Annotated in this window: 18 protein-coding genes; 6 read left to right on the forward strand and 12 right to left on the reverse strand. The window is 29.5% G+C overall.

Going from position 1 to position 21,128, the window contains the following annotated elements; all coding sequences use genetic code 11:
• Positions 1 to 2 precede the first annotated feature (2 nt).
• Entirely contained in the window at positions 3 to 3,023 is a 3,021-nt protein-coding gene (locus WNY78_RS09745; protein WP_342873007.1) for a tetratricopeptide repeat protein, read from the reverse strand.
• Between the two features lie 391 nt (positions 3,024 to 3,414).
• Here WNY78_RS09745 and WNY78_RS09750 point away from each other — a divergent pair, with 391 nt between their 5' ends.
• Positions 3,415 to 4,098: an ATP-binding cassette domain-containing protein gene (locus WNY78_RS09750; protein ID WP_342873008.1), complete on the forward strand. Its 684-nt coding sequence runs from the start codon at positions 3,415 to 3,417 to the stop codon at positions 4,096 to 4,098.
• Between the two features lie 8 nt (positions 4,099 to 4,106).
• On the opposite strand, the gene WNY78_RS09755 is transcribed toward WNY78_RS09750, so the two are convergent.
• A complete protein-coding gene (locus WNY78_RS09755) occupies positions 4,107 to 5,732 on the reverse strand; it encodes a hypothetical protein (RefSeq protein ID WP_342873009.1) in 1,626 nt (541 codons plus the stop codon).
• A gap of 249 nt (positions 5,733 to 5,981) precedes the next feature.
• Between WNY78_RS09755 and WNY78_RS09760 the strand changes: the two genes are divergently transcribed.
• The gene (locus WNY78_RS09760) at positions 5,982 to 6,869 is read left to right on the forward strand and encodes a glycosyltransferase family 2 protein (RefSeq protein WP_342873010.1); all 888 of its coding nucleotides are present in this window, start codon (positions 5,982 to 5,984) and stop codon (positions 6,867 to 6,869) included.
• Positions 6,866 to 7,807 carry a glycosyltransferase family 2 protein gene (locus tag WNY78_RS09765; protein ID WP_342873011.1) on the forward strand — a complete coding sequence of 314 codons (942 nt, stop codon included), beginning with the start codon at positions 6,866 to 6,868 and terminating at the stop codon, positions 7,805 to 7,807. Before WNY78_RS09760 ends, WNY78_RS09765 begins: the two co-directional genes overlap by 4 nt.
• Here WNY78_RS09765 and WNY78_RS09770 read toward each other — a convergent pair.
• Together WNY78_RS09770 and WNY78_RS09775 are read right to left on the reverse strand one after the other, a co-directional pair.
• Positions 7,790 to 8,185, reverse strand: a complete 396-nt coding sequence (locus WNY78_RS09770; protein WP_342873012.1) for an FdtA/QdtA family cupin domain-containing protein — start codon at positions 8,183 to 8,185, stop codon at positions 7,790 to 7,792. The two genes, WNY78_RS09765 and WNY78_RS09770, sit on opposite strands and share 18 nt — an antisense overlap.
• Positions 8,175 to 8,975 (reverse strand): glycosyltransferase family A protein, encoded by an 801-nt coding sequence (locus tag WNY78_RS09775; protein ID WP_342873013.1) that lies wholly within the window; start codon positions 8,973 to 8,975, stop codon positions 8,175 to 8,177. Before WNY78_RS09775 ends, WNY78_RS09770 begins: the two co-directional genes overlap by 11 nt.
• 92 nt (positions 8,976 to 9,067) lie before the next feature.
• Here WNY78_RS09775 and WNY78_RS09780 point away from each other — a divergent pair, with 92 nt between their 5' ends.
• Positions 9,068 to 10,207: a glycosyltransferase gene (locus WNY78_RS09780; RefSeq protein ID WP_342873014.1), complete on the forward strand. Its 1,140-nt coding sequence runs from the start codon at positions 9,068 to 9,070 to the stop codon at positions 10,205 to 10,207.
• A gap of 1 nt (position 10,208) precedes the next feature.
• On the opposite strand, the gene WNY78_RS09785 is transcribed toward WNY78_RS09780, so the two are convergent.
• The 5 genes from WNY78_RS09785 to WNY78_RS09805 are packed head-to-tail and all read right to left on the reverse strand — an operon-like array spanning position 10,209 to position 15,374.
• Complete coding sequence (locus WNY78_RS09785) at positions 10,209 to 10,775, reverse strand: acyltransferase (protein WP_342873015.1); 567 nt, start codon at positions 10,773 to 10,775, stop codon at positions 10,209 to 10,211.
• A 4-nt stretch (positions 10,776 to 10,779) separates the two neighbouring features.
• A complete protein-coding gene (locus WNY78_RS09790) occupies positions 10,780 to 12,078 on the reverse strand; it encodes an O-antigen translocase (RefSeq protein ID WP_342873016.1) in 1,299 nt (432 codons plus the stop codon).
• Positions 12,079 to 12,100: 22 nt separating this feature from the next.
• The gene (locus tag WNY78_RS09795; RefSeq protein ID WP_342873017.1) at positions 12,101 to 13,402 is read right to left on the reverse strand and encodes an O-antigen translocase; all 1,302 of its coding nucleotides are present in this window, start codon (positions 13,400 to 13,402) and stop codon (positions 12,101 to 12,103) included.
• Positions 13,403 to 14,530 (reverse strand): DegT/DnrJ/EryC1/StrS family aminotransferase, encoded by a 1,128-nt coding sequence (locus WNY78_RS09800; RefSeq protein WP_342873018.1) that lies wholly within the window; start codon positions 14,528 to 14,530, stop codon positions 13,403 to 13,405.
• Positions 14,523 to 15,374 (reverse strand): FemAB family protein, encoded by an 852-nt coding sequence (locus WNY78_RS09805; protein WP_342873019.1) that lies wholly within the window; start codon positions 15,372 to 15,374, stop codon positions 14,523 to 14,525. Before WNY78_RS09805 ends, WNY78_RS09800 begins: the two co-directional genes overlap by 8 nt.
• Before the next feature lie 214 nt (positions 15,375 to 15,588).
• Between WNY78_RS09805 and WNY78_RS09810 the strand changes: the two genes are divergently transcribed.
• Complete coding sequence (locus tag WNY78_RS09810; protein ID WP_342873020.1) at positions 15,589 to 16,896, forward strand: hypothetical protein; 1,308 nt, start codon at positions 15,589 to 15,591, stop codon at positions 16,894 to 16,896.
• On the forward strand, positions 16,880 to 18,031 hold the full coding sequence (locus WNY78_RS09815) for a glycosyltransferase (RefSeq protein ID WP_342873021.1): 1,152 nt from the start codon (positions 16,880 to 16,882) through the stop codon (positions 18,029 to 18,031). The genes WNY78_RS09810 and WNY78_RS09815 overlap by 17 nt, the downstream gene beginning before the upstream one ends.
• 6 nt (positions 18,032 to 18,037) lie before the next feature.
• On the opposite strand, the gene WNY78_RS09820 is transcribed toward WNY78_RS09815, so the two are convergent.
• The 3 genes from WNY78_RS09820 to WNY78_RS09830 are packed head-to-tail and all read right to left on the reverse strand — an operon-like array spanning position 18,038 to position 21,097.
• Positions 18,038 to 19,516 (reverse strand): hypothetical protein, encoded by a 1,479-nt coding sequence (locus WNY78_RS09820; RefSeq protein ID WP_342873022.1) that lies wholly within the window; start codon positions 19,514 to 19,516, stop codon positions 18,038 to 18,040.
• Positions 19,517 to 19,518: 2 nt separating this feature from the next.
• Positions 19,519 to 20,898: a class I SAM-dependent methyltransferase gene (locus tag WNY78_RS09825; protein ID WP_342873023.1), complete on the reverse strand. Its 1,380-nt coding sequence runs from the start codon at positions 20,896 to 20,898 to the stop codon at positions 19,519 to 19,521.
• The gene (locus WNY78_RS09830) at positions 20,882 to 21,097 is read right to left on the reverse strand and encodes a hypothetical protein (RefSeq protein WP_342873024.1); all 216 of its coding nucleotides are present in this window, start codon (positions 21,095 to 21,097) and stop codon (positions 20,882 to 20,884) included. The genes WNY78_RS09825 and WNY78_RS09830 overlap by 17 nt, the downstream gene beginning before the upstream one ends.
• Between the last annotated feature and the right edge of the window lie 31 nt (positions 21,098 to 21,128).

A 21,128-nucleotide genomic window follows, 5' to 3' on the forward strand; every position in this document is an offset into this window, starting at 1 on the left:
TATTAATTTTGAGGCTGTACAGATGAGTTTGTTTTAGCTTGTGTCGTCTTAATTTTATTCAATTCTTGTTGTGCTTTGCTAACCACATCATCATAGTCTGGGAAATTATTAATCACACTTTCTAAAATGTATGTAGCTTGAAAGGCATCACCTAAGGCATCATAATTTTTTGCCATTAGGACTAATCCTTTTGCGCTATAGTATTTATAACTACTGTAATCTCTAGCTAATTTTTGAACCGTTGAATTTGACGACTCATGCTTACCTTCTTTATTTTTAAAATAGGCATTGTAATATAAAGCCTCAGCAGCGAGAGCTCCTGTTGCAATTTTCTCAACCTCAGCATAAGCTGTTTTAGCTTTACTTTCGTTGCCTGTTTTTATTGCAGAACGTGCAATAATAATCTGTGCATCACTTTTTACTTTATTATCAATTTTTGAATTTTGAAGCGACTTTTCAGCATAGTTTACAGCTTCGGTATATTTTTCTTTTTGATAATAAGCATTCATTAAATTTGATTGTGCGTAAGTAATGTTCTGCGGATAATCGGCTTCACTTTCCAAACGTTTTAATAACGGAATGGCTTTATCCCAATTTTTGTTACCTAAATATATTTCAGAAAGTTTAACGATTGACTGCTCTGTAAATTCTCCTTTTTGTTTGTTTATGACATACTCGTAATGCGGTTTTGCATTTTCAGACAACTCTTTTTGTGAGTACATTTCCGCTACGTAAAAATGAGATTTTAGTGCGTGGATTCCGTTAGGAAATTCATTTAAATATTTATTAAACTGACGTATTGCGCTATCTGTATTATTTTCTAAATACTGCTTTTCTGCTGCTAAATACGCTGTATTATCAAGCTCTGCATCTGTGACATCAATATAATCTAAGGTTTTCACCCAAGCTGCATAGTCGTCAACTCGACCTAAATCTATATAAATTAATCGTGCTGTTGCAACTGCTTGATTAGCTTCTTCGGTAGATGGGTAATCACTTGCTACTTTTTTAAATTTACTTAAAGCACGTTCATTATCATTAGCATTGTAATACGACAATCCTTGACGTAATAAAGCTTTTGAGATGAATACACTATTTTTATATTCTGAATTTAAGCGATCATACATTGCCATCGCTTTATCTGTTTCGTTTGTCTTTATGTAAGAATTGGCCAATTCATACATCGCATCGTCACGCAAAGAGGATTTTGGAAACGTATTTATAAAAGAATTTAATCCGCTAATTTTCTTAGAACCTTGACCACTATAACCATAACTCATAGTTTTTTGGAAGGTTGCGTAATCACTTTCAATCTCATTAATCGCAATCGCTTTATCGTAAGCAGAAATAGCATTATTGTAATCACTAGACACAAAATAACCATCACCAAGTCTTAAATAGGCATCATTTAAACGCAACTTATCGTCCTTGTGATTAGTAACAAATGATTGAAAATGTTCTGTTGCTTTACTATAATTTTTAAGTTTAAAATATGTGTAAGCAATATTGTAATCTATATTATTGATTTCATTTACTTCGGAAGCTTCGCCTTGCTGTTCAAATTGTTTGAACCCAATTAAAGCATCATCAAAATTGTTTAGGTGATAATCTGTTTCTGCTTTCCAGAATGTAGCTCTCGTTGTAAACATAGGATCTTTTGCCTCTTTGATAGACTTATTAAACAAGCTTTTTGCATTGGTATAATCCCCTTCATTATACACTTCAATTCCTCTATAAAATGCTACTTTTTGATATGCTACTCTATTTTCAAAACTCTTTTTGTTTTCTAGAAGTTTTATAGCTTCCTTATAGTTTTTTGATGTGATATAAGAATCGATTAATAACGTTTCGACTTCTTCCTTGTAGTTTGATTCAGGATATGTATCTAAATAACTCGTTAGAACTTGTGGTACAGATTGGTATGGATTTCCAATCTCGTAACTAATCTTTGCATAGTTTAGCCAAGCATCTTCCTGAATTTTTAAATCATAATCCATTTGTGATGCATTTCTAAATGCATTTAGTGCTTCTTGTTTTTTATCCAAGTTGATATAACTTTCACCTAGATGATAATATGCATTTTGAGCAACGCTATTATCTCCTCCAATGATTTTATTAAATTCTGAAATAGCAGCTTCAAAATCATTTTGCTTGTAATAAGCGTAACCTAATTGGTAATAATCAACATTGTTCCATTTGCCACGAGCACCTTGATAGGCTTTTAAAAACGGAATAGCTTCGGAATAATTTTCCAAATTAAAATAACTCTCACCTATAATTTTAGATAACTGAGATTTTTCTTGTGGACTACTATTATCCAATTGTGCTTTGGCCAATTCAATTGCTTTTTCAAACTTTCCTAGTTTGAAATTTAAATCTGCTTGATAGTAAGATAACTTCTCTTTGTATTTCTCCTCATCACTTACTTGATCAAAATATTCATTGGCTTTATCATAATCATCGCCTTCATAAGCCATAAAACCAATATAATATTTGGCTTGCGAGCCATATTCTTTTGATGTGACTACTTTATTTAAATATTTATTAGCACCTGTTTCATCTCCTGTAGAATATAACGTGTAGCCGTAATTAAAGTTGAACTTATCACGTTCTGTTCTAGCCATGCTATTTTCATCAACTTTATCGTACCATTTTCTTGCATAGGCATATTTACCATTTGTAAAATAGTAATCACCTACATCTAAAAAAGCTGTATTTCTTTTAGTACTTGTTGGATAATTATCTACAAAATCCTGAATTAAATCATCTGCATTTTGTTGATTAAGTCGTACTGCGCAATTGGCAATATAATATGCACAATCTGACTCTAAAGTTTCATTTGGAGCATCATCTTTAATAGATTCAAACAGCGATTGTGCTGCCTGATATTGCTGATTATTATAAAGTGTCAATGCTTTTTGATAGTCTACCAAATCACTGGTATATGTTGCAGTCTGTTGTGCTTGTATCTGCAAAGCAAACAGTAAAAAGCCAAGTAAAAAACCTATTTTTCTGAAAGTCATTAAGTTCGATTTTAATTGATGTCAAAGATAATTTATCTCTAAGCTATAACGCATAATCTGTGCCATAATTATACACAAGGTTATTAATAATTTGTTTTTTTGTTGAGTTGTTTGTTGTACAGATGTTTTTTATTGAGTTGTGTTCACTCTTATGATTTACTTTTATGGTTTACTCTTAAGACATTCTCTTGCTTAATTCCTCTCGCAAAGGCACTAAGACGCAAAATAGCATGTGTTTACTCTGACGGCTAACTCTTATGATAGTTTAAATAGTCATTATAATTTTGAATTTGTATAAAGATGAGAACTGATACTGAAAACTGTGACTGAAAACTAGAATATCATTTTTTTATAATACATTTACATTTCTATTAAAATCTTCATATTAATCATGTCTGAAACTGTTTTACAACTTAAAAATGCATCTATCTATCAAGGCGATAGTATGGTGTTAGCTGATGTTAATTTTGAAATGAACAAAGGTGACTTTGTGTATCTCATTGGTAAAACAGGAAGTGGAAAAAGTAGTTTTATGAAAACGCTTTATGGTGATTTACAACTTACCGAAGGCGAAGGTCATGTTGTAGATTACGATTTAAGAACGATGAAGGAGAAAGATATTCCGTTTTTGAGACGAAAATTAGGTATTGTATTTCAGGATTTTAAATTATTACCAGACAGAACGATTAATAATAATTTAGAATTTGTTTTAAAAGCTACAGGTTGGAAGGATAAAACAAAAATCAAAGACCGTATTGAATCTGTTTTAGATAAGGTAGATATGAAAACCAAAGGCTTTAAATTTCCTCACGAGTTATCTGGTGGAGAACAACAACGAATTGCAATAGCCAGAGCTTTATTAAATGATCCTGAACTTATTTTAGCAGATGAGCCTACTGGTAATTTAGATCCGCAAACGAGTATTGAAGTTATGGAAGTGTTACGTGACATCAATAACAATGGTAATACTATTTTAATGGCAACTCACGATTATGCTTTACTCTTAAAATATCCTAGCAAAACACTAAAGTGTGATGAAAATAAAGTGTTTGAGGTTGTACAACGTAAGAGTTAAACGAATTATCAAAAGCCTAGCCATTTAAAAAACCTTTTAAAGGCGCTATCTTTCTTTTCTGTAGATATTTCCGAAGGGATATTATTTTCAAATTCCACAATAAATACACCAAAATTTGATATTGTTTTTATAGCTTTTGAGTTATACTTTGGCTTCTCAAAGTTTTGATTATCCATTGGGAATTCAATTTTTTTATCTTCGGAAAGCGTACCAGATTTTAAAACCACATTTGGGTTTTCTACATCATAAATTTTATAAGTTAGATTATTTTCGAAGTTATATTCCGTAAAATCCACCGAAACAGTGTTTCCTTCTTTATTAAACAATGTAAGCGTAAATTTTTGATCATTTTGACTATGCCTTGAAAAATGCAAAACAGGATTTAAATTAAAATCTTTAGTTTTTTTAATTACACTATTTTGATCTAAATTAAAGGTTTCATTCCAAGTCGCTAATGAATAATCTTTAACTTTTGTAATTCTGTAAGGCTTTTTTAAATGACTATAAAACGTATTTGATTTAAAATTCCAATTTTGAAAATAATCTGAAATACTAGGATCTACTTGAACGTTACCAGTATAAACAATGTTATTTTTGAACTGCATGGATTTTACTAGCAAAATTCTGAAAGCATTATAACCACCAGTGATAATGTTACCTTCAACAGTTACATTTTCTATAGGAGCATATGTATTAAAACCTAAAGTAAGTGAAGGTGCATCTCCCAATATGGAACCATTAGACCCACTTGTATTATGATAAAACACATTGTTTAATACAGTAATATTTTTTGCGATATTAATACCGTTTCTATCATCTGATGCAATAATTAAATTATCTCTAAATCTGCCAGAAGGTGATCCATTATTAAATACAACATTGTTTTCTAAGGTAATATTTTTTACAAATTCATAGTCAGCTCTTTTACCTGCAGACCATACTTCTATACCTTTATAATAGTTATTAAAAATGATGTTATTTTTTATTAATCTAATCTCATTAGATTTATTTTGAACGTACATTCCTTCTCCTATTCCATTTCCGTTTTTTGCAATAAAACCGTTATTATAAATCATGCAATTCTCTATGATGGTTCCTGCAGTATTTTTCCATGACCCAAACCCTAAACCTGGTAAGTCATGTATCTTTAAATTGTAAAACTTACAGTTCACACCGCTTAGGTGCTCAACTCCAATACAGGATTTAAAATTGTTATCTTTTTGATCTCTAGAATAATTTCCTAACCAAGTAATTTCAAAATTCATAAAAATTACTTGCTTACTTTTTACCACTAAAACAGATCCTAATTTAGAATCAACATTACCATTTAAAATGACGTTCTCATCTTTAAAGCCAGAAACAGTTATGTATTTATTAGACTCTGTACTTTGAAGTGTGCTCATATATCTTCCATTATAAACACCTTCATGGATCCAAATTGTATCTCCAGAATTAACAATATCAGTTGTTTGACTAAGTGCTGTTTGCAAATCCCAAGGTTGCGTTAATGATCCATTTCCTTGAGACGTTCCAGGTGACTTTATATCATCTATTGGAAACACATGAAATTCCTCCTGAGCATTTACATACAGTCCAACAAAATAACATAAGATATAAAGCGTTTTTCTTACCATAACCTTTTAATTTCAATTAAGAACTCAACTTGACTTGTTCTTTTACCTGCAAAACTTCCATTTTGCACTCTAATTTCGTCATTTTTTATAAACGTAGCGATGCTATGTTAAGAAAAATACCTTCATTACTGTACAAAAGCTAAATTTTTCGGTTTAAAACAAAAAGTCAAGATGAGTTCAGTACCAAAAATAAGTAATCGAAATAGTTAATACCATAAAAAGTGTATTTTTGGGAAATTAGATGTCTATATGCTATCAGTACTTATTCCTGTTTATAATTATGATATTAGAGCGCTTGTGAATGTACTTCATGAGCAATTAATGTCTAGTCAAATTGAGTTTGAAATTTTATGTCTTGACGATTATTCTGAAAAAAGTATACGTATTATTAATTCGGAAATTGATCAACTCCAAAACACGTCATATAAATTATCAAATGAAAACTTAGGAAGAGTAGCTACAAGGCAAGCTTTGGCAGAACAAGCAACTTACGAATGGCTTTTATTTTTGGATGCAGATGTGATGCCAAAATTAGATCACTTTATTTCAAACTACACATCCTTATTACCTTCTAAATTTGATGCTATATATGGTGGCTTTGCATACAAGTCACAAAAACCAAAAGATGATTACATGTTACGTTGGACGTATGGATCATCTAACGAACAAGTTTTAGCTTCAGTAAGAAACAAAACACCATATAAAATTGTGATTTCGGCTAATTTTATGATTAAAAAAACGGTTTTCTTAGAACTTAACTCACAAATAACTCAAAGAGGATATGGTTATGACAACGTCTTTGGAGCCTTATTAAAAAGTAACCAGCTTAAGGTACATCATATTGATAATGAAGTGTATCATTTAGGTTTTGAACCTAATGAGACTTATCTACATAAAATTGAGCAATCTGTTAATACACTTTTAAATTTGGACTCAAAAAAGGATTTACAAACAGACAACTCACTTTATAACACTTATAAAACATTAAAAAAGTTAAGGCTTAATTATCTATTCTCGTTTATTTACAAATCTTTTAAAAACCGTTTCAAAAAGAATCTTCTCAGTAGCAAGCCTAACATACGTTTACTACAGTTTTATAAATTGAGTTACATTTGTTATCAAGATTTAAACTCATGAATCCTTTTTTTTCGGTCGTCATTCCGCTTTATAACAAAGAACAAGAAATCACTGATACGATATCTAGTGTTTTAGCTCAAACATTTGCTGATTTTGAAGTTATAATCATTAATGATGGTTCTACAGATAATAGTTTGAATCAAGTAGAAAAATTTAGCGATAAACGAATTAGAATCTATACAACAGAAAACAAGGGCGTTTCTCATGCTAGAAATTTTGGGATAAAAAATGCTTCAGCACAGTATATTGCCTTTTTAGATGGAGATGATATTTGGAAACCTCAACATTTACACGATTTAAAATCTCTAATTGAATCTTATCCTAATTGTGGCTTATATTGTAAGGCTTACAATAAAATAAAAGGACAAACGATTATTGATTCTCAATACAAAGATATTCCGAAGAACAAAAAATGGGATGGCCTCATTAACGATTATTTTTACCATAGTGTCATAAACAGTTTAGCCTCCAGCTCAAGTGTTGCTATTCACAAATCTATTTTTGAAAGTGTTGGTTATTTTAATGAAGATTATAATTCTGGAGAAGACACAGATGCATGGATTAGAATTGCTTTACAATATCCAACTGCATTTGATAACAGCGTTAGTGTTACACATAACTTAAATGCTCATCACAAACTAACTAATAGCTTATTTAGTGCTAGACGACACATGGATTTAAATTCATTTAGCAATGAAGAGTCCAAAAATGCAAGATTAAAAACCTATTTGGATTTAAATCGATATGCAATTGCAATACAATATAAATTAGAAAATGAAACCACTAAATCTAAATCGGTATATAACACTATTGAGCCTAAGAATTTAAGTTTGTTTCAAAAACAAATCTATAACTGCCCTAAATTTGTTATTAAGAGTATTTTAAATTTTAGAAATTTACTTAGGACATTTCATATCAACTTACGCCTTTTTAGATAGAAGGTATTGCTTATAATCTCTTATATAATCTGATTCATCAAATTCATCAGAAGCTAACACCAAACATACTGCTCCAGAAGAAAAATTATCGAGTTCTCTCCAAATTCCTTTAGGAATAAGCAATCCTTTATTGGGTTTATTAAGCATGACACGTTGCTTGGTTTTACCATCGTCGAGTACAACTTCAAAACTTCCGCTAAGTGCTATTAAAAATTCTAGTTGTTCATTATGTGAATGTCCTCCACGATAGGCATCACTGGGAACATCATATAAATAATATACTCTTTTTACTGCATAAGGTATACAGTCTTTTTCTATAACTGCGAGATTACCTCGTGGATCTGAAATTTTTGGGATGTCAATTATATTAATAATCATGCAACTGGTCTATTTTGCCTTGTGTCTTTAATTCTTTATACTTATTGATTCCTTTTATTCCGATAGAAAATTTTTCACTAATATCTTTAATAGCAATAAAACGATGTCTTAAAAGAAAAAATATATACTTTACAAGCCAAAGATAACTCAAATTACCATAAAATCGCTGATGCATTGCAGCTCTAGCATAAATAGCATTGTCGCCTCCCATTTTACGTCCTGAGCTTTCATCTGGATGCATTACAATTGTTTTAGATATATGTTGCATTGATAAACCTTTATCATAAGCATTTCTTAAAAAAACGTATTCTGTAACTCCTTTAAATACAGACCCAACACCAAAATAATGATTAAAATAAATGTCATGCTCTTTAAACACAGACCTTCTAAAAGTGATGACCCAAGTGTAAATCTTTTTAAGAGTTTCCTTGTTATGCTTACCTTCAGGATAATAATTGGTATACAATTTACCATGTTCATCAATGGCTTCAAATGAAATCAATGTTGCTTTAGGATAATCTCTATATGCCTTTTTAATAGTCTGCAACAAATTAGGTTGATACACAATATCATCATCAGACATTAAGCAAATATCTTTTGTAGCATTTTTAATTGCCAAATTTCTGCTAGCTGGAGAGCCACGCTCTAAAGAATTTATAACCTTAATTTTAGGATTAATAGATATTAGTTGTTTATCATCAGTGGTTTGATTAACTATAATAATATCAAAATCATCAATAGAATTATGTTGAAATATAGGCTCTAAGAAGTCTAAATCTTCTTTAAACATAGTAGATATTAAAATTTCAACATGTAATGACATTGGATAAACAATTGCTATGTTACGGGAATTCTTATTTTTGCTTAAAAGTAATATTTTTTATGCGAATATTGTTGGTTGGCGAATATAGTAGACTCCATAACTCTTTAAAAGAAGGTCTAATCGAACTTGGTCATGAGGTTGTGATTGTTGGCAATGGTGATGGCTTTAAAAAGTATCCTGTTGACATATTCTTAGATCATTCTTTTCACTCCCCTTTTCTAAAAAAAATTAAAGTTGCTTTTTACAAACTTACATCTATTGATTTAGGCTCTCTAGAAGTGTATTTAAAAGCACTTTTTAGTTTAAAAAAAATGAAAGGGTTTGATGTCGTTCAGCTTATTAACGAATCACCTTTAGTCATACAAGCCGCCTATGAAAAACGTTTTATAAAACGATTATTGAAACACAATAAAAAACTGTTTTTATTGTCTTGTGGTATAGATTATCAATGCATGACCTTTATGATGGAAGGCAAGTTTAGATATAGTATTATGAGTCCGTATTTGGAAGATAAGTCGCTTTATGAGTTATATAAATTTCAGCTACAGTATTTAAATCCTGAATTCACAGATTTACATCATTTTATTTATGAACACAGCAATGGAGTGATTGCAACAGATATGGATTATCATTTACCGTTATTGGGACATGAAAAATACTTAGGTCTTATTCCAAATGCAATAAACACAAAGAAAATTAAATTTATCCCAATCAAAGAAATTACAGGAAAAATTAAAATCTTTCATGGTATCAATACCTCTGCAGTAGTTAAAAAAGGAAACCATTATTTTACTGAAGCACTAAAAATAATAGAGCGTAAATATCCAGATAGAGTCGAGATTATTACGACTCACAGCATACCTTATAATGAATACATAAAATATTATGATAATTGCCATATTTTATTAGATCAAGCGTATGGCTATGATCAAGGTTATAATGCTTTGGAAGCTATGGCAAAGGGAAAGGTTGTATTTACAGGAGCAGAACAGGAATGGTTAGAGTATTATAAACTAGAAAAAAATACAGTAGCCATAAATGCAGAACCAAATGTGAATTCTATAGTTGAAAACCTAGAATGGTTAATTAATAATCCTGAGCAAATTGAAGTTATCTCAAAAAATGCTCGAGATTTTATTGAAAAAGAACATGATTTAGTAATGATAACAAAAAAATATCTAGAAGCTTGGGAGAAATAATCTAATTGATCTCTTTGATAATTGTCGCAGGTACTCCTCCAATAATAACATTAGAAGGAAACTTTTTAGTAACAATTGAGCCAGCTGCAACTACAGAGTTCTCTCCAATCTCAACACCCTTCAAAATAGTCACATTATTACCAATAAAAACATTTTCCTTTATAATCACAGCTCTAGGATCTGGATCGGTTTCTTTGCGTTTATTGTAATCTAGGTTATGAAAATTGCTATCACTAATTTGGCAATTATAACCAATAAGTACATTATTTTTGATAATAATTGATTTTTCTGAAGTTATTGAAAGTCCATTATTACAATTAACATTATTTCCAATCTCTATTTTTGAATCCTTGTTTCTAGCTTCTAGATAAGTATAAGTGTTATAAAAAAAAGGCGAGTTAACAACCCCAAACTTAACGTTTTCACCTAAGTTAATTTGTCCTTGTCCGCGAACTACGACAGGCTGTAACGCTCGATAATCACCATCCACATTATTGTTATTAGAAAAGCTTTTATATTTTAATTTTCTAAATCTTAAAAAAAGATTTGAAATAATTGATTTCATCATTGTTTTACAGAAATTTAAGTGCTTTACTAAATAAAGATTTTCTAAAGATAAATAACAAAATAATAAAGTGGATTAAATAGGAAACAAAATGAGCAATCACTACACCTTCCAGACCAAAATTATCAATAAAAAATATACTAGACATGTATATAGTTAAAATAGCCAGCGATTCTACAATAATATAATGTTTAACCATTTTTTTAGCTAAAAACTGATAAGAAATCACAATAGAGAGAACTTTAAAAAGATCGCCAAATTGTTGCCAAAAAAACAAATCTGTTACTGGTTCAAATTCGTCAGAAAAAACAATTTTTATAATATAATATCGCAAGAGATATATAACGATAGATCCAAAAATAAAAATAGGCACTATTGTTTTATAAAAATCAAACACTTCTTTCCTAAAAGCTTCTGCAGTATTTAATTGAGAGAAACGTGGTAATATATAAAGTGTTGTTAATGTTGTCACAAACATTAAATAATAACTTGAAATTCGTTGAATAGCTACCCAGAATCCAGCCTCTGGAGCTCCAATCTCATCAATAATATAATTCCTAATGATTACCGCAATTAAAGGTAAAGTAATTGCTGAAAATAAAGCCATTAATGAAAATGCACTTAGGTTTTTTAAATGATCTATTTTTACCTTGTTAAGTGAAATTAATTTAAAATAATTAAAATAATTTTTAGCATAAAAAACAATTATTAAAAACGAAATTACTTCTACTGTGATAATACTAATTAATGCACCTTGAAGTTGATATTGCCAAATAAGAAATGCATTGACAAAAATAACTACAACCTGAGTAATAATGGTTATTACAATTACTTTTTTAAATTTTGAAAGCCCATTTAAAACAGATATTAAAATAGCCTTTAACGCATAAATTGGCAGAATAAAAGCTGAATATTTAATTATATATGAATAGTCATTATTCAAGAAAATTAAATTGGAAATGTAATTAGCATTTATAAAAATTAATATCGCAAAAATAACAACAGCTATTAGGGTTAAATAAAAAACAGTAGATAAGGTTTCAGTTAATTTCTTGGAATTATTCTTAAATTCTGCAACGTATTTTACAGTACCATTATTAAAACCTAGTGTAGAAAATGCCTGACTAAAATTAAAAAAATCACGAAAATTCCCTATAATAGCAAGACCAGAAGGACCTATAAATAATGCTATAAGTTTAGAAGTAATAAAACCCAAAAGCACTCTTAATAAAACAGATAATGAATTTAATGAAGCTATTCTAAATAATAAATTATTACCAATAGCATATCTAAATTTATGTTTCATTTAAGACTAATATTTTATAAAACTAATCTATTTCTTCTGGGATGATCCCAAACAGCGATGTTCCAAAAATAAGTAACACAATGCCATAATGCATGACATAACTTAAAAAATGTCCCATAACAGCACCTTCAACACCAAACTCATCAATGAGATAGATGCTAGAAAAATAAAGCATTACCACTAAAAACACTTCAATTATGATAAAATGAGCAAACATTTTTTTAGCTAAAAATTGGTAAGAAATAACAAGTGTTAAGACCTTCACAAAATCACCTAAAAGCTGCCAGAAAAATAAATTCTCTACAGGTTTAAATTCTTCGGAAAAGATAAGTGGTACAACCAAAGGCTTTAAAAAATAAAGCACTATTAAACCTACACCAAATATTGGCATTACAGATTTATAAAACCCTAAAATCTCTTTTTTAAATTCGGTTTTACTATGGATCTTACTAAATTTTGGCACAATGTAGAGTGTAATTATTGATGTAATAAACATTAAGTAATAACTAGAAATCCTATTCATTGCTTCCCAATAACCAGCTTCTTGAATTCCAATTTCAGAAATAATATAATTACGAATACAAATAGAAATCAAAGGCAAAGCAATTGCTGTTACCAACGCCATTGCAGCATAGGGTCCAAATGATTTTAAAATATCAAAACTGATATGTTCTGCCTTAATATAGGTCATTAAGTTCCTTCTATTTATAATACCAACCAAGGTGATTAAAAATATTAAAGAAGGTGCAACAACAGCAGCGATTAATGCACCATCAATATGATTTTTATAAATTAAAAGCAAGGTGACTAATAGGCCTAAAATTTGACCAATTATATTAACAATGAGCAACATTTTATAATTAGAAAAACCATTCATTATAGAAAAACTCATCATATTTAATGAATAAAACGGCAATGCTAAAGCCATGATTTTTATCACATAAGCAAAATCATAAAAAGAAGTAAACAAAAAATCGTTGATGTATTGCGCATTATAATAACAGAAAAATGAGACTAAAATCGTGGAAAAAAAACATAAGTAATAGGCAGTAGATAAGGTTTTACTTAAATTAACACTATCGTTTTTAAATTTAGCAATAGTCTTTACAACTCCATTATAAAACCCAAGTATTGAAATAGATTGTATGGCACTCAAAAAATTTCTAAGGTTACCAATTAGAGCCATACCTTCAACACCAATAAAAACAGCGATTGCCTTAGAGGTTAAAATACCTGCAATAATCTTAGTAACTATAGTTGCTGAGTTTAGATGTGCAACTTTATATAATACATTAGAATTAATGTACTTAATTAAGTTTTTCAATTAATAAAGGTTTAGGGCATTAATAACTGTTTCAATCTCTACAGCTGTCATAACAGGACTCAATGGAATACTAACCACTGTATCATGAATAGCTTCTGTAATAGGCAAATATAAAGATTTATAAGCTAATAAGGCTTTTTGTTGGTGTGGTGCAATAGGATAATGAATTAGGTAACCAATGTCGCTTTGATCTAAATAGTTCGTAAAATGAGACCTATCTTCTACTCTAATTACAAACACATGAAACACATGATTATGAGAACCGTCATAAAACGGAAGCTTAATTTTTGGATTATTTATCCCTTTTAGATACTGTTTTGCAATATCACGACGCTTTTCATTGTCTCGATCTAAGTCTTTTAGTTTTACATTTAAAAATGATGCTTGTAACTCATCTAACCTACTATTAGTACCAATTTTTTCATTGATATATTTTTTTGAGCTACCGTAGTTGTGTAACAATTTAATACATGCTGCTAGTTCATCATCATCAGTGGTAACTGCTCCTGCATCTCCTAAAGCGCCTAGGTTTTTAGTTGGATAAAAACTAAATCCTGCAGCATGTGATAAATGTCCTGCTTTTTTATCGCTTGTACTGAGTGCAGTCAAAGTATTGGAATTGGATACAGCTCCATGAGCTTGGGCTGCATCTTCAATAACAAGGAGATTATTGTTTTTTGCTATGGTGTTAATTTCAGACATGCTGGCTAATTGTCCGTATAAATGAACGACTAAAATGGCTTTAACAGATGGTTTTATGTGTTTTTGAATTTCCGTAGGCGACATATTAAAAGTCTCATTATCTGGTTCTATAAAAATGGGTTTAAGTCCAGAATTCAGGATTGATAATATTGTAGCTATGTAGGTATTTGCTGGCACCATCACTTCGTCACCAGGATTTAATTTACCTAGTTCTATATAGCCTTTAAAAATAAGGGTTAAGGCATCAAGACCATTAGCGACTCCTATACAATGCTTTGTACCACAATATGTAGCGAAACTTTGTTCAAATCGGGTAACCTCAGATCCTTTTATGTAATATCCTGATTTTAAAAACGCTTTAAACCGTGAAGAAAATTCGTCTTCGTATTTTGAATTAATTTTATTTAAGTCTAAAAATTTAATCATTGAGTTCTACCTTAATAATATCCTGAAAATAGGTGCTACAACCTAATTCTTGTTTTTGTTTTAACATCCCTTTACTAAACCCTAACTTTGAGTCATCATTAACGGTACCCATTGAAAAATAGTGCATTCCTTCATCTCTAAATTTATGAATTAAATATACAAAAAGCATATCCAAAGCGTTTGATTGCTCACCCTCAACTGAAGCCATGCCATATTGAGATTTCACCACTAAACCTTTTTTGAATATGGTAATTCCTGCTAAAAGGTTTTCATCGTTGTAAATATTATACTGACAAATCTCAGACTCAAACCTATCATGCAAATATTGAATCTCTGATAAATCATGAATAGGTTTTGAGTTGTGTTTTTCCTTTAAACGCTTTACTAAAATAGTATTCCAAAATTTTTCAAACTCTAGTTTGCCTTCTTTAATTGTAAAGCCATTTTTCTCTAATTTCTTGTAACGTTTTAGTTTTGTTTTATGAATTTTGTACTCTGAATTAAAATCTATAGCCAATACTATATTACGCTTAATTACAGCACTATTATCCTGTGTTTGCCAAAATCCAACCGATTTAGTTCTTTGAAAATTATAAAAATCCAATAAAGGTTTAACAACTATGGATTTTATGTTTTCTGCTTTTAAAAAAGCTACTAAAGTTTCATATACCTCAACTAAAATTTTTGTATTTAACTCATTTTTAAACACTAAACCACCATAAGTTAATCCTTGATGTGAAAAAACAATAGCTTCTGAAATGTTTGCAGGAAAAACAGCAAGTAATTGTTCTTCTTTAAAAATCATTAATGAGTAATCGTCAAAACGATCTTGGTGATACTCCATAAAATCACGATGAAATAAAAACGTAGCACTTTTGGAATTTGAAACAAAGGTGTTCCAAACTAGACGTTGACTTTGATTGTATTTTATAACTTTAAACTCATTCAACTTTGATCGTGCAATTTTAACTTTGAATAGGCACAAAATACAATATTTTTAAATCTTAGAATCTGTTTGATTCAAATCTTTTATATTTGAAAAACTATAAAACAAGCTCTTGAAATTAAAATCCATTTTTAAAGAAAATACTATTTTAAGAGTTGTTTACCTGTTGGTCTTCTTATTTGTTATTACTAACGAAGCCATTTATTCTCCAGATACCAGAAGTTATTTAAATGCTTTACCATATCGTCATCCTGGTTATGTACTCTTTTTAAAATTTTTTAAATTTCTATTTTCTAGCTTTTTTGACATGAGCGTCCTCGTTTTTCAAGGTGCTTTTGGTCTTTTCGCTGTTAATTTTTTCTTTAAAAAAATAGTACAAATTTTCAATTTAAGTACAATTAGCAAAGTATTATTAATGGTGATATTGATATTCCCGTTTTTTAACCCGCTTTATGTTGCAAATAACATTTGCCCAGAAGGTATTAGCTATGCTTTGTATCTCTTTTTTATAGCATCATCTTTGAACTTTATAAAAAATGATACTTATAAAAATTTAGCAATTGCTCTTATTTTCTATATCCTACTTGCACTTACAAGAGGTCAATTTATTATCACACCTCTCATTTTTGCATTTGCCTATTTTATAGAAAAAAAACCACAACTTTTAAAAGCATCTAAGATTTTTAAATTGTTATTATTAATCTGTATGCCTGCAGTTCTTGTTTTAGCAGAATCTACATATCATAAATTAAAAGATGGTATTTTTATGACCACACCTTTTGGATTTGTTAACGCATCAACGGCTGCATTTTATGTGTCAAACCAAAATGATTCGCAACATATTAAGGATGAAGATGACAAAATCATTTTTAAAAACTGTTATCAAAAACTAGAAAATGAACAGTTATTAATGTCCTCACAAAACGATCTAAATTCATATACTGAGTATTACAGCTTTTTTCATAAAAACATACCACTAATTTGTAATAGAACAATACACAGTTTAGGAAAAACATATTACTTCGATGAATTAACTAAGACTAACACTATTGAAACTGCAGATGCTCAAGCATTTTATAATATTGAAAAATCCTGCAAAACCTTAACATTTACCCTTATCACTAATAATTTTAACTCATGGATTAAGCTATATTTTGCAAATATATCTCATGGTTTCTATTCATCTATATTACTTATTTTTATTGTTTTTATTTTTCTATTCAGTTTTGTTAAAGTACTATTTCAAAACAAAACTTACTTGCTCTTATTCATCTGTTCTGCATTGACATTATCAAATGCAATGTTAGTAGCTTTTGCGAGTCATTCAATAATGAGATATCTTTTTTACAATTATGTACTTATATTTTTCATCTTTGTGATCATCTTTACAAAACTAATCAAGAATGGAGTCAAAAATTGAGCTTTCTATTGTAATGCCTTGCTTAAACGAAGAGGAAACTCTAGCTATTTGCATTTCTAAAGCTCAAGGCTTCTTGAGTTCACATACTGTTTCCGGAGAAATTATTATTGCAGATAATGGCAGTACAGATAACTCTATCTCAATAGCAAAAGAACTCAACGCAACTGTAATTCATGTAAACGAAAAAGGCTATGGAAATGCGCTCAAAGGAGGTATTAAAGCTGCTCAAGGAAAATACATCATCATGGCAGATGCAGATGATAGCTACGATTTTGAACAATTAATGCCCTTTTTAGAAAAACTTAGAGAAGGTTTTGATCTTGTCATGGGAAACCGTTTTAAAGGTGGTATTAAAAAAGGAGCTATGCCTTTTATACATCGATATTTAGGAAACCCGGTTTTATCATTTATTGGACGCTTATTTTTCAAAATTAAAATTGGAGATTTTCATTGTGGTCTCAGAGGATTCTCAAAAGAAGCCTACAATAAAATGAAATTAAAGACTACCGGAATGGAGTTTGCTTCAGAAATGATCGTCAAATCAAAACTTAATAATCTATCTATTACAGAAGTTCCAACAATCTTGCACAAAGATGGTAGAACAAGACCTCCACATTTAAACACCTGGCCAGATGGATGGAGACATCTTAGATTCTTAACACTCTATAGTCCAAAATGGTTATTTTTATACCCAAGTTTATTACTCATGATTATTGGTGCTATAACATCAATAGCACTTATCATTAAACCAATTTCTGTTGGGAATATTACACTAGATGTTCACACTTTATTATACACAGCTAGTATGATTTTAATTGGCTTTCAGTTTTTTGTTTTTTATGCTTTAACAAAGGTTTTTGCTGTTGAAAATGAATTACTTCCAAAAAGTAATCGCTATCAAAACTTATTCAAACATATCACTTTAGAAAAAGGACTTGTTTTTGGATTTCTATTGGTTTTAATAGGTATTATTTTAAGCGTAAAAGGGTTTTCAGATTGGAATGCAGCTAACTTCGGAAATTTGAATCCTTCAAATACATTACGGACTATTATACCAGCGATATTCACAATGCTTTTAGGGATACAAGTGATTTTATTTAGTCTATTTTTTAGTATTCTAGGATTAAAAAAATAGCATTAATTACTTATAACTTTTAAAAACAACTTCACCTGCATCGTCAATAACTTCATATACTCCATTTGGCGCACCTTCTTCAATAATCAAGTAACTTTTATCTTCTTGAAGATTTTGCAAATAGCTATCATTATTACTAAGGTAGGAGAATAGTATTCGAAATAAATTAACTGAAGACTTTAAACGATTATCATAATTAGGATTATCATTATCTGGCCATTTAATAGCTAAAGCAGATGTAAACACAGAATGAACTAAATCTCTATCTAAACTTTTAGTTCTAGATTCTAACTCATAATCATAACCCACAAAACCGCCATGATCTGCAATAATTACAATTAAACTGTTTGGATCATTTTTATTTATAATGGTAACCATATCTATCAGCCAAGTATTAACTTCAACTAAACGATTTAGATATGCTTCTCGCTCTTTATCTTTACCTAGGCTTTGACGTTTATTATTACTTATATGCCAAGGTTTAATTTTTTCTATAAAGTAAAAGTTATTGGATGATTTATTATTGACAATATGGCTTTCAAATTCTTGCTTAATATTTTTATCCATGTCAAATCCATTAGAAAAATAAGACACTTCGTTAGCATTAATATTACAATAATCATAGCCTAAATCTATTCCTCCCAATATAAAATAAGGCTCTTGTAAAAATAAGTGACTCTTGTAGTTGTTGGCTTTTAATATATCTAAAACTGGATTTTCACCTACGATATCCTGTCTAAAATTATAGGTTTCATTTTCTTTATTAGATTGAGTTTTATAGTAATGATGTTTCATTCCAAAAATAGAGCTATTAGAATATACGGTAGGCACATAATTACTTCTAAAATCATTGTAAAGCTTAAAATTCTCCCCAACCAAAAATGATTCAAATTCAGAGTTATCAAATTTATAATGTCCTTTTTTTAATTCCGAAAAATTCGCATAACCATCTGGCTGAATGACATATATATTTGGTTTTTTCTTAAAAATCACAGTGTTTATATCATCAGATTGTCCCATCCAATCATGAGATTCATTAGCTGAGTGATAATATTTTGTTATCAGGATTATTAGTGACATGAATGCCAGAATCAACTGAAACACGATAATCTTCTTTAAATATTTGTATAGCAATAGTGCAAGAATCACAGAAACCATTATTGCTAAAACAATGAGTTTCTTTTTAGTACCAAGAGTAATCAATATAATCAGTACAGAAAACATGCTAATATTAACAAAAGGAAGCACAAATTTGCTGTATTTATGTAATTGAACAACCTTTCTCGAGAGAAAGTAAAATAAATAAGCAAGTACAATAGGTATGACCAAAAATAGAGTACTAAAAAATAAGATATGCCTTGTTGAATTTAATATAAAAAAGCGAGAATTTAAATAGTGTAAAAAAGGATAAATACCAGCAGCTAATCCAGTTAAAATGACATAATCTTTTTTATTATTTAAAAAATCAATTACAGCTTTTCTCAAAATTATAATGATTTATAGATATACATCACACGCTCAGAATTATCAATCGCAACTTTTTCTACTAAAGTGAAATATTTAGAATAACTAGACTCAAAATTTTCAATGTTATAGAAATCAAAATGGGCTTTGAATTCACCCTTTGTATTTAATAAACGTTGTACCCAAGAGTCATTTCTCTTCGGAAATTCTATAATAAGGTGTTTTGAGAAGCTTGAGAAAAATTCCGCAGACATCTCAAAAGGAATATTTCCACTTAACGTCATATGATGAATCACAGCTAAAGCCATAGTTACATCTGGTGCGTAAGCTTTTATTCTTTTTAAAAATGAATCTCTTTCCTTATTATTAAATCCAATATTTGCTGATGGATTTAAAACATCAAAAACAAAAGGCAACATATAGGTTTCTTTATGCGTCTTTACATAGTTATGATTAGCATCAACAGCATTGTAATCAATATCACAAACCAATGCTTCATGCAACTGATGTTTTATTTTTCTAACAAAAGTACCATCATTACCTCCAACATCTATAACTGTTTTAGCCTCTAATTGGGTAATCCATCCATCAATAATTGTAGCTTTTTGATCAAAAGCATCATTAGCATAATTAGTTTTGTCATAATAATTTCCCCATTCACTAGAGGTTTTCAATGACATTTTTTTTATAAAATCGTAAAGCCCTTTAATAATATTTAATTGTGCTTTTTTTGATAAATTACTTTCTTTAGAGACGCCTTTATAATCTTCATTATGTTTCTCTTCAAATTTAGCCAACAAATGAATATTTGAATACAAAAAAGGATTCAATTTAGTTTTTAAAGGCAACATAGATGACACCATTTTTATTGGCACACCATCAATGAAGCTATTCATTAATTTTAAGGATTCTAATCCGTTATATTTTGCTAATAATAATGGTCCAAAAAAATGAGATATAAATTGTTTGTAAGCTCTCCATGGCGAATTCTCCTTATAAAAATCAAATGATAATGTATCAATAAACACCATTTTACCTTTATGAAAAGTCACATTAAATGCAGATGCATCTTTTAATGAAAAGCCATTCTCTAAAGCAAATTTCTGAATTTTTAAAGTTAATAAAGCAGCTTCCTTATATTGGTTAAAACTCCATTCATAAGGGTAATTCATGAATGAGATTTGCTCTGGTTGGATTATAATTTCTTCACTAGAAACAGATAATTCTTCATGAGAAATCAACAAACCTGCATTATGCAATTTCTTAAAAAAATTTGATGATTTTAAGGCATTATATTGTTCAAAATAAAGCGGAGAAATAGAACGTTTTATGACACCTCGATCTGTGAATATAAAACCTGATGGATCTCTAAATGATGAAGAATGTCTATTGTTGGTTGTCACTATTTGATTTGCTTTCAATATCAGAATCTTTCACATCAATGTCATCAAATACATCATCATTAGGTTTAGAAATTCCTAAAAACAATTTTATCTTATACAACAAGTTTTTAGAAAAGAGTAACACACCTGCAACTGCTGCAACAATAGCCTGAATAATCATTGCTCCTAAACCTGGATCAAAATAAAGTAAATGTGTCATTTGTGAATTTTTGTAAATATAAAACAAAAAA

Source organism: Psychroserpens sp. AS72 (assembly GCF_038900375.1).
Lineage (GTDB): Bacteria > Bacteroidota > Bacteroidia > Flavobacteriales > Flavobacteriaceae > Psychroserpens.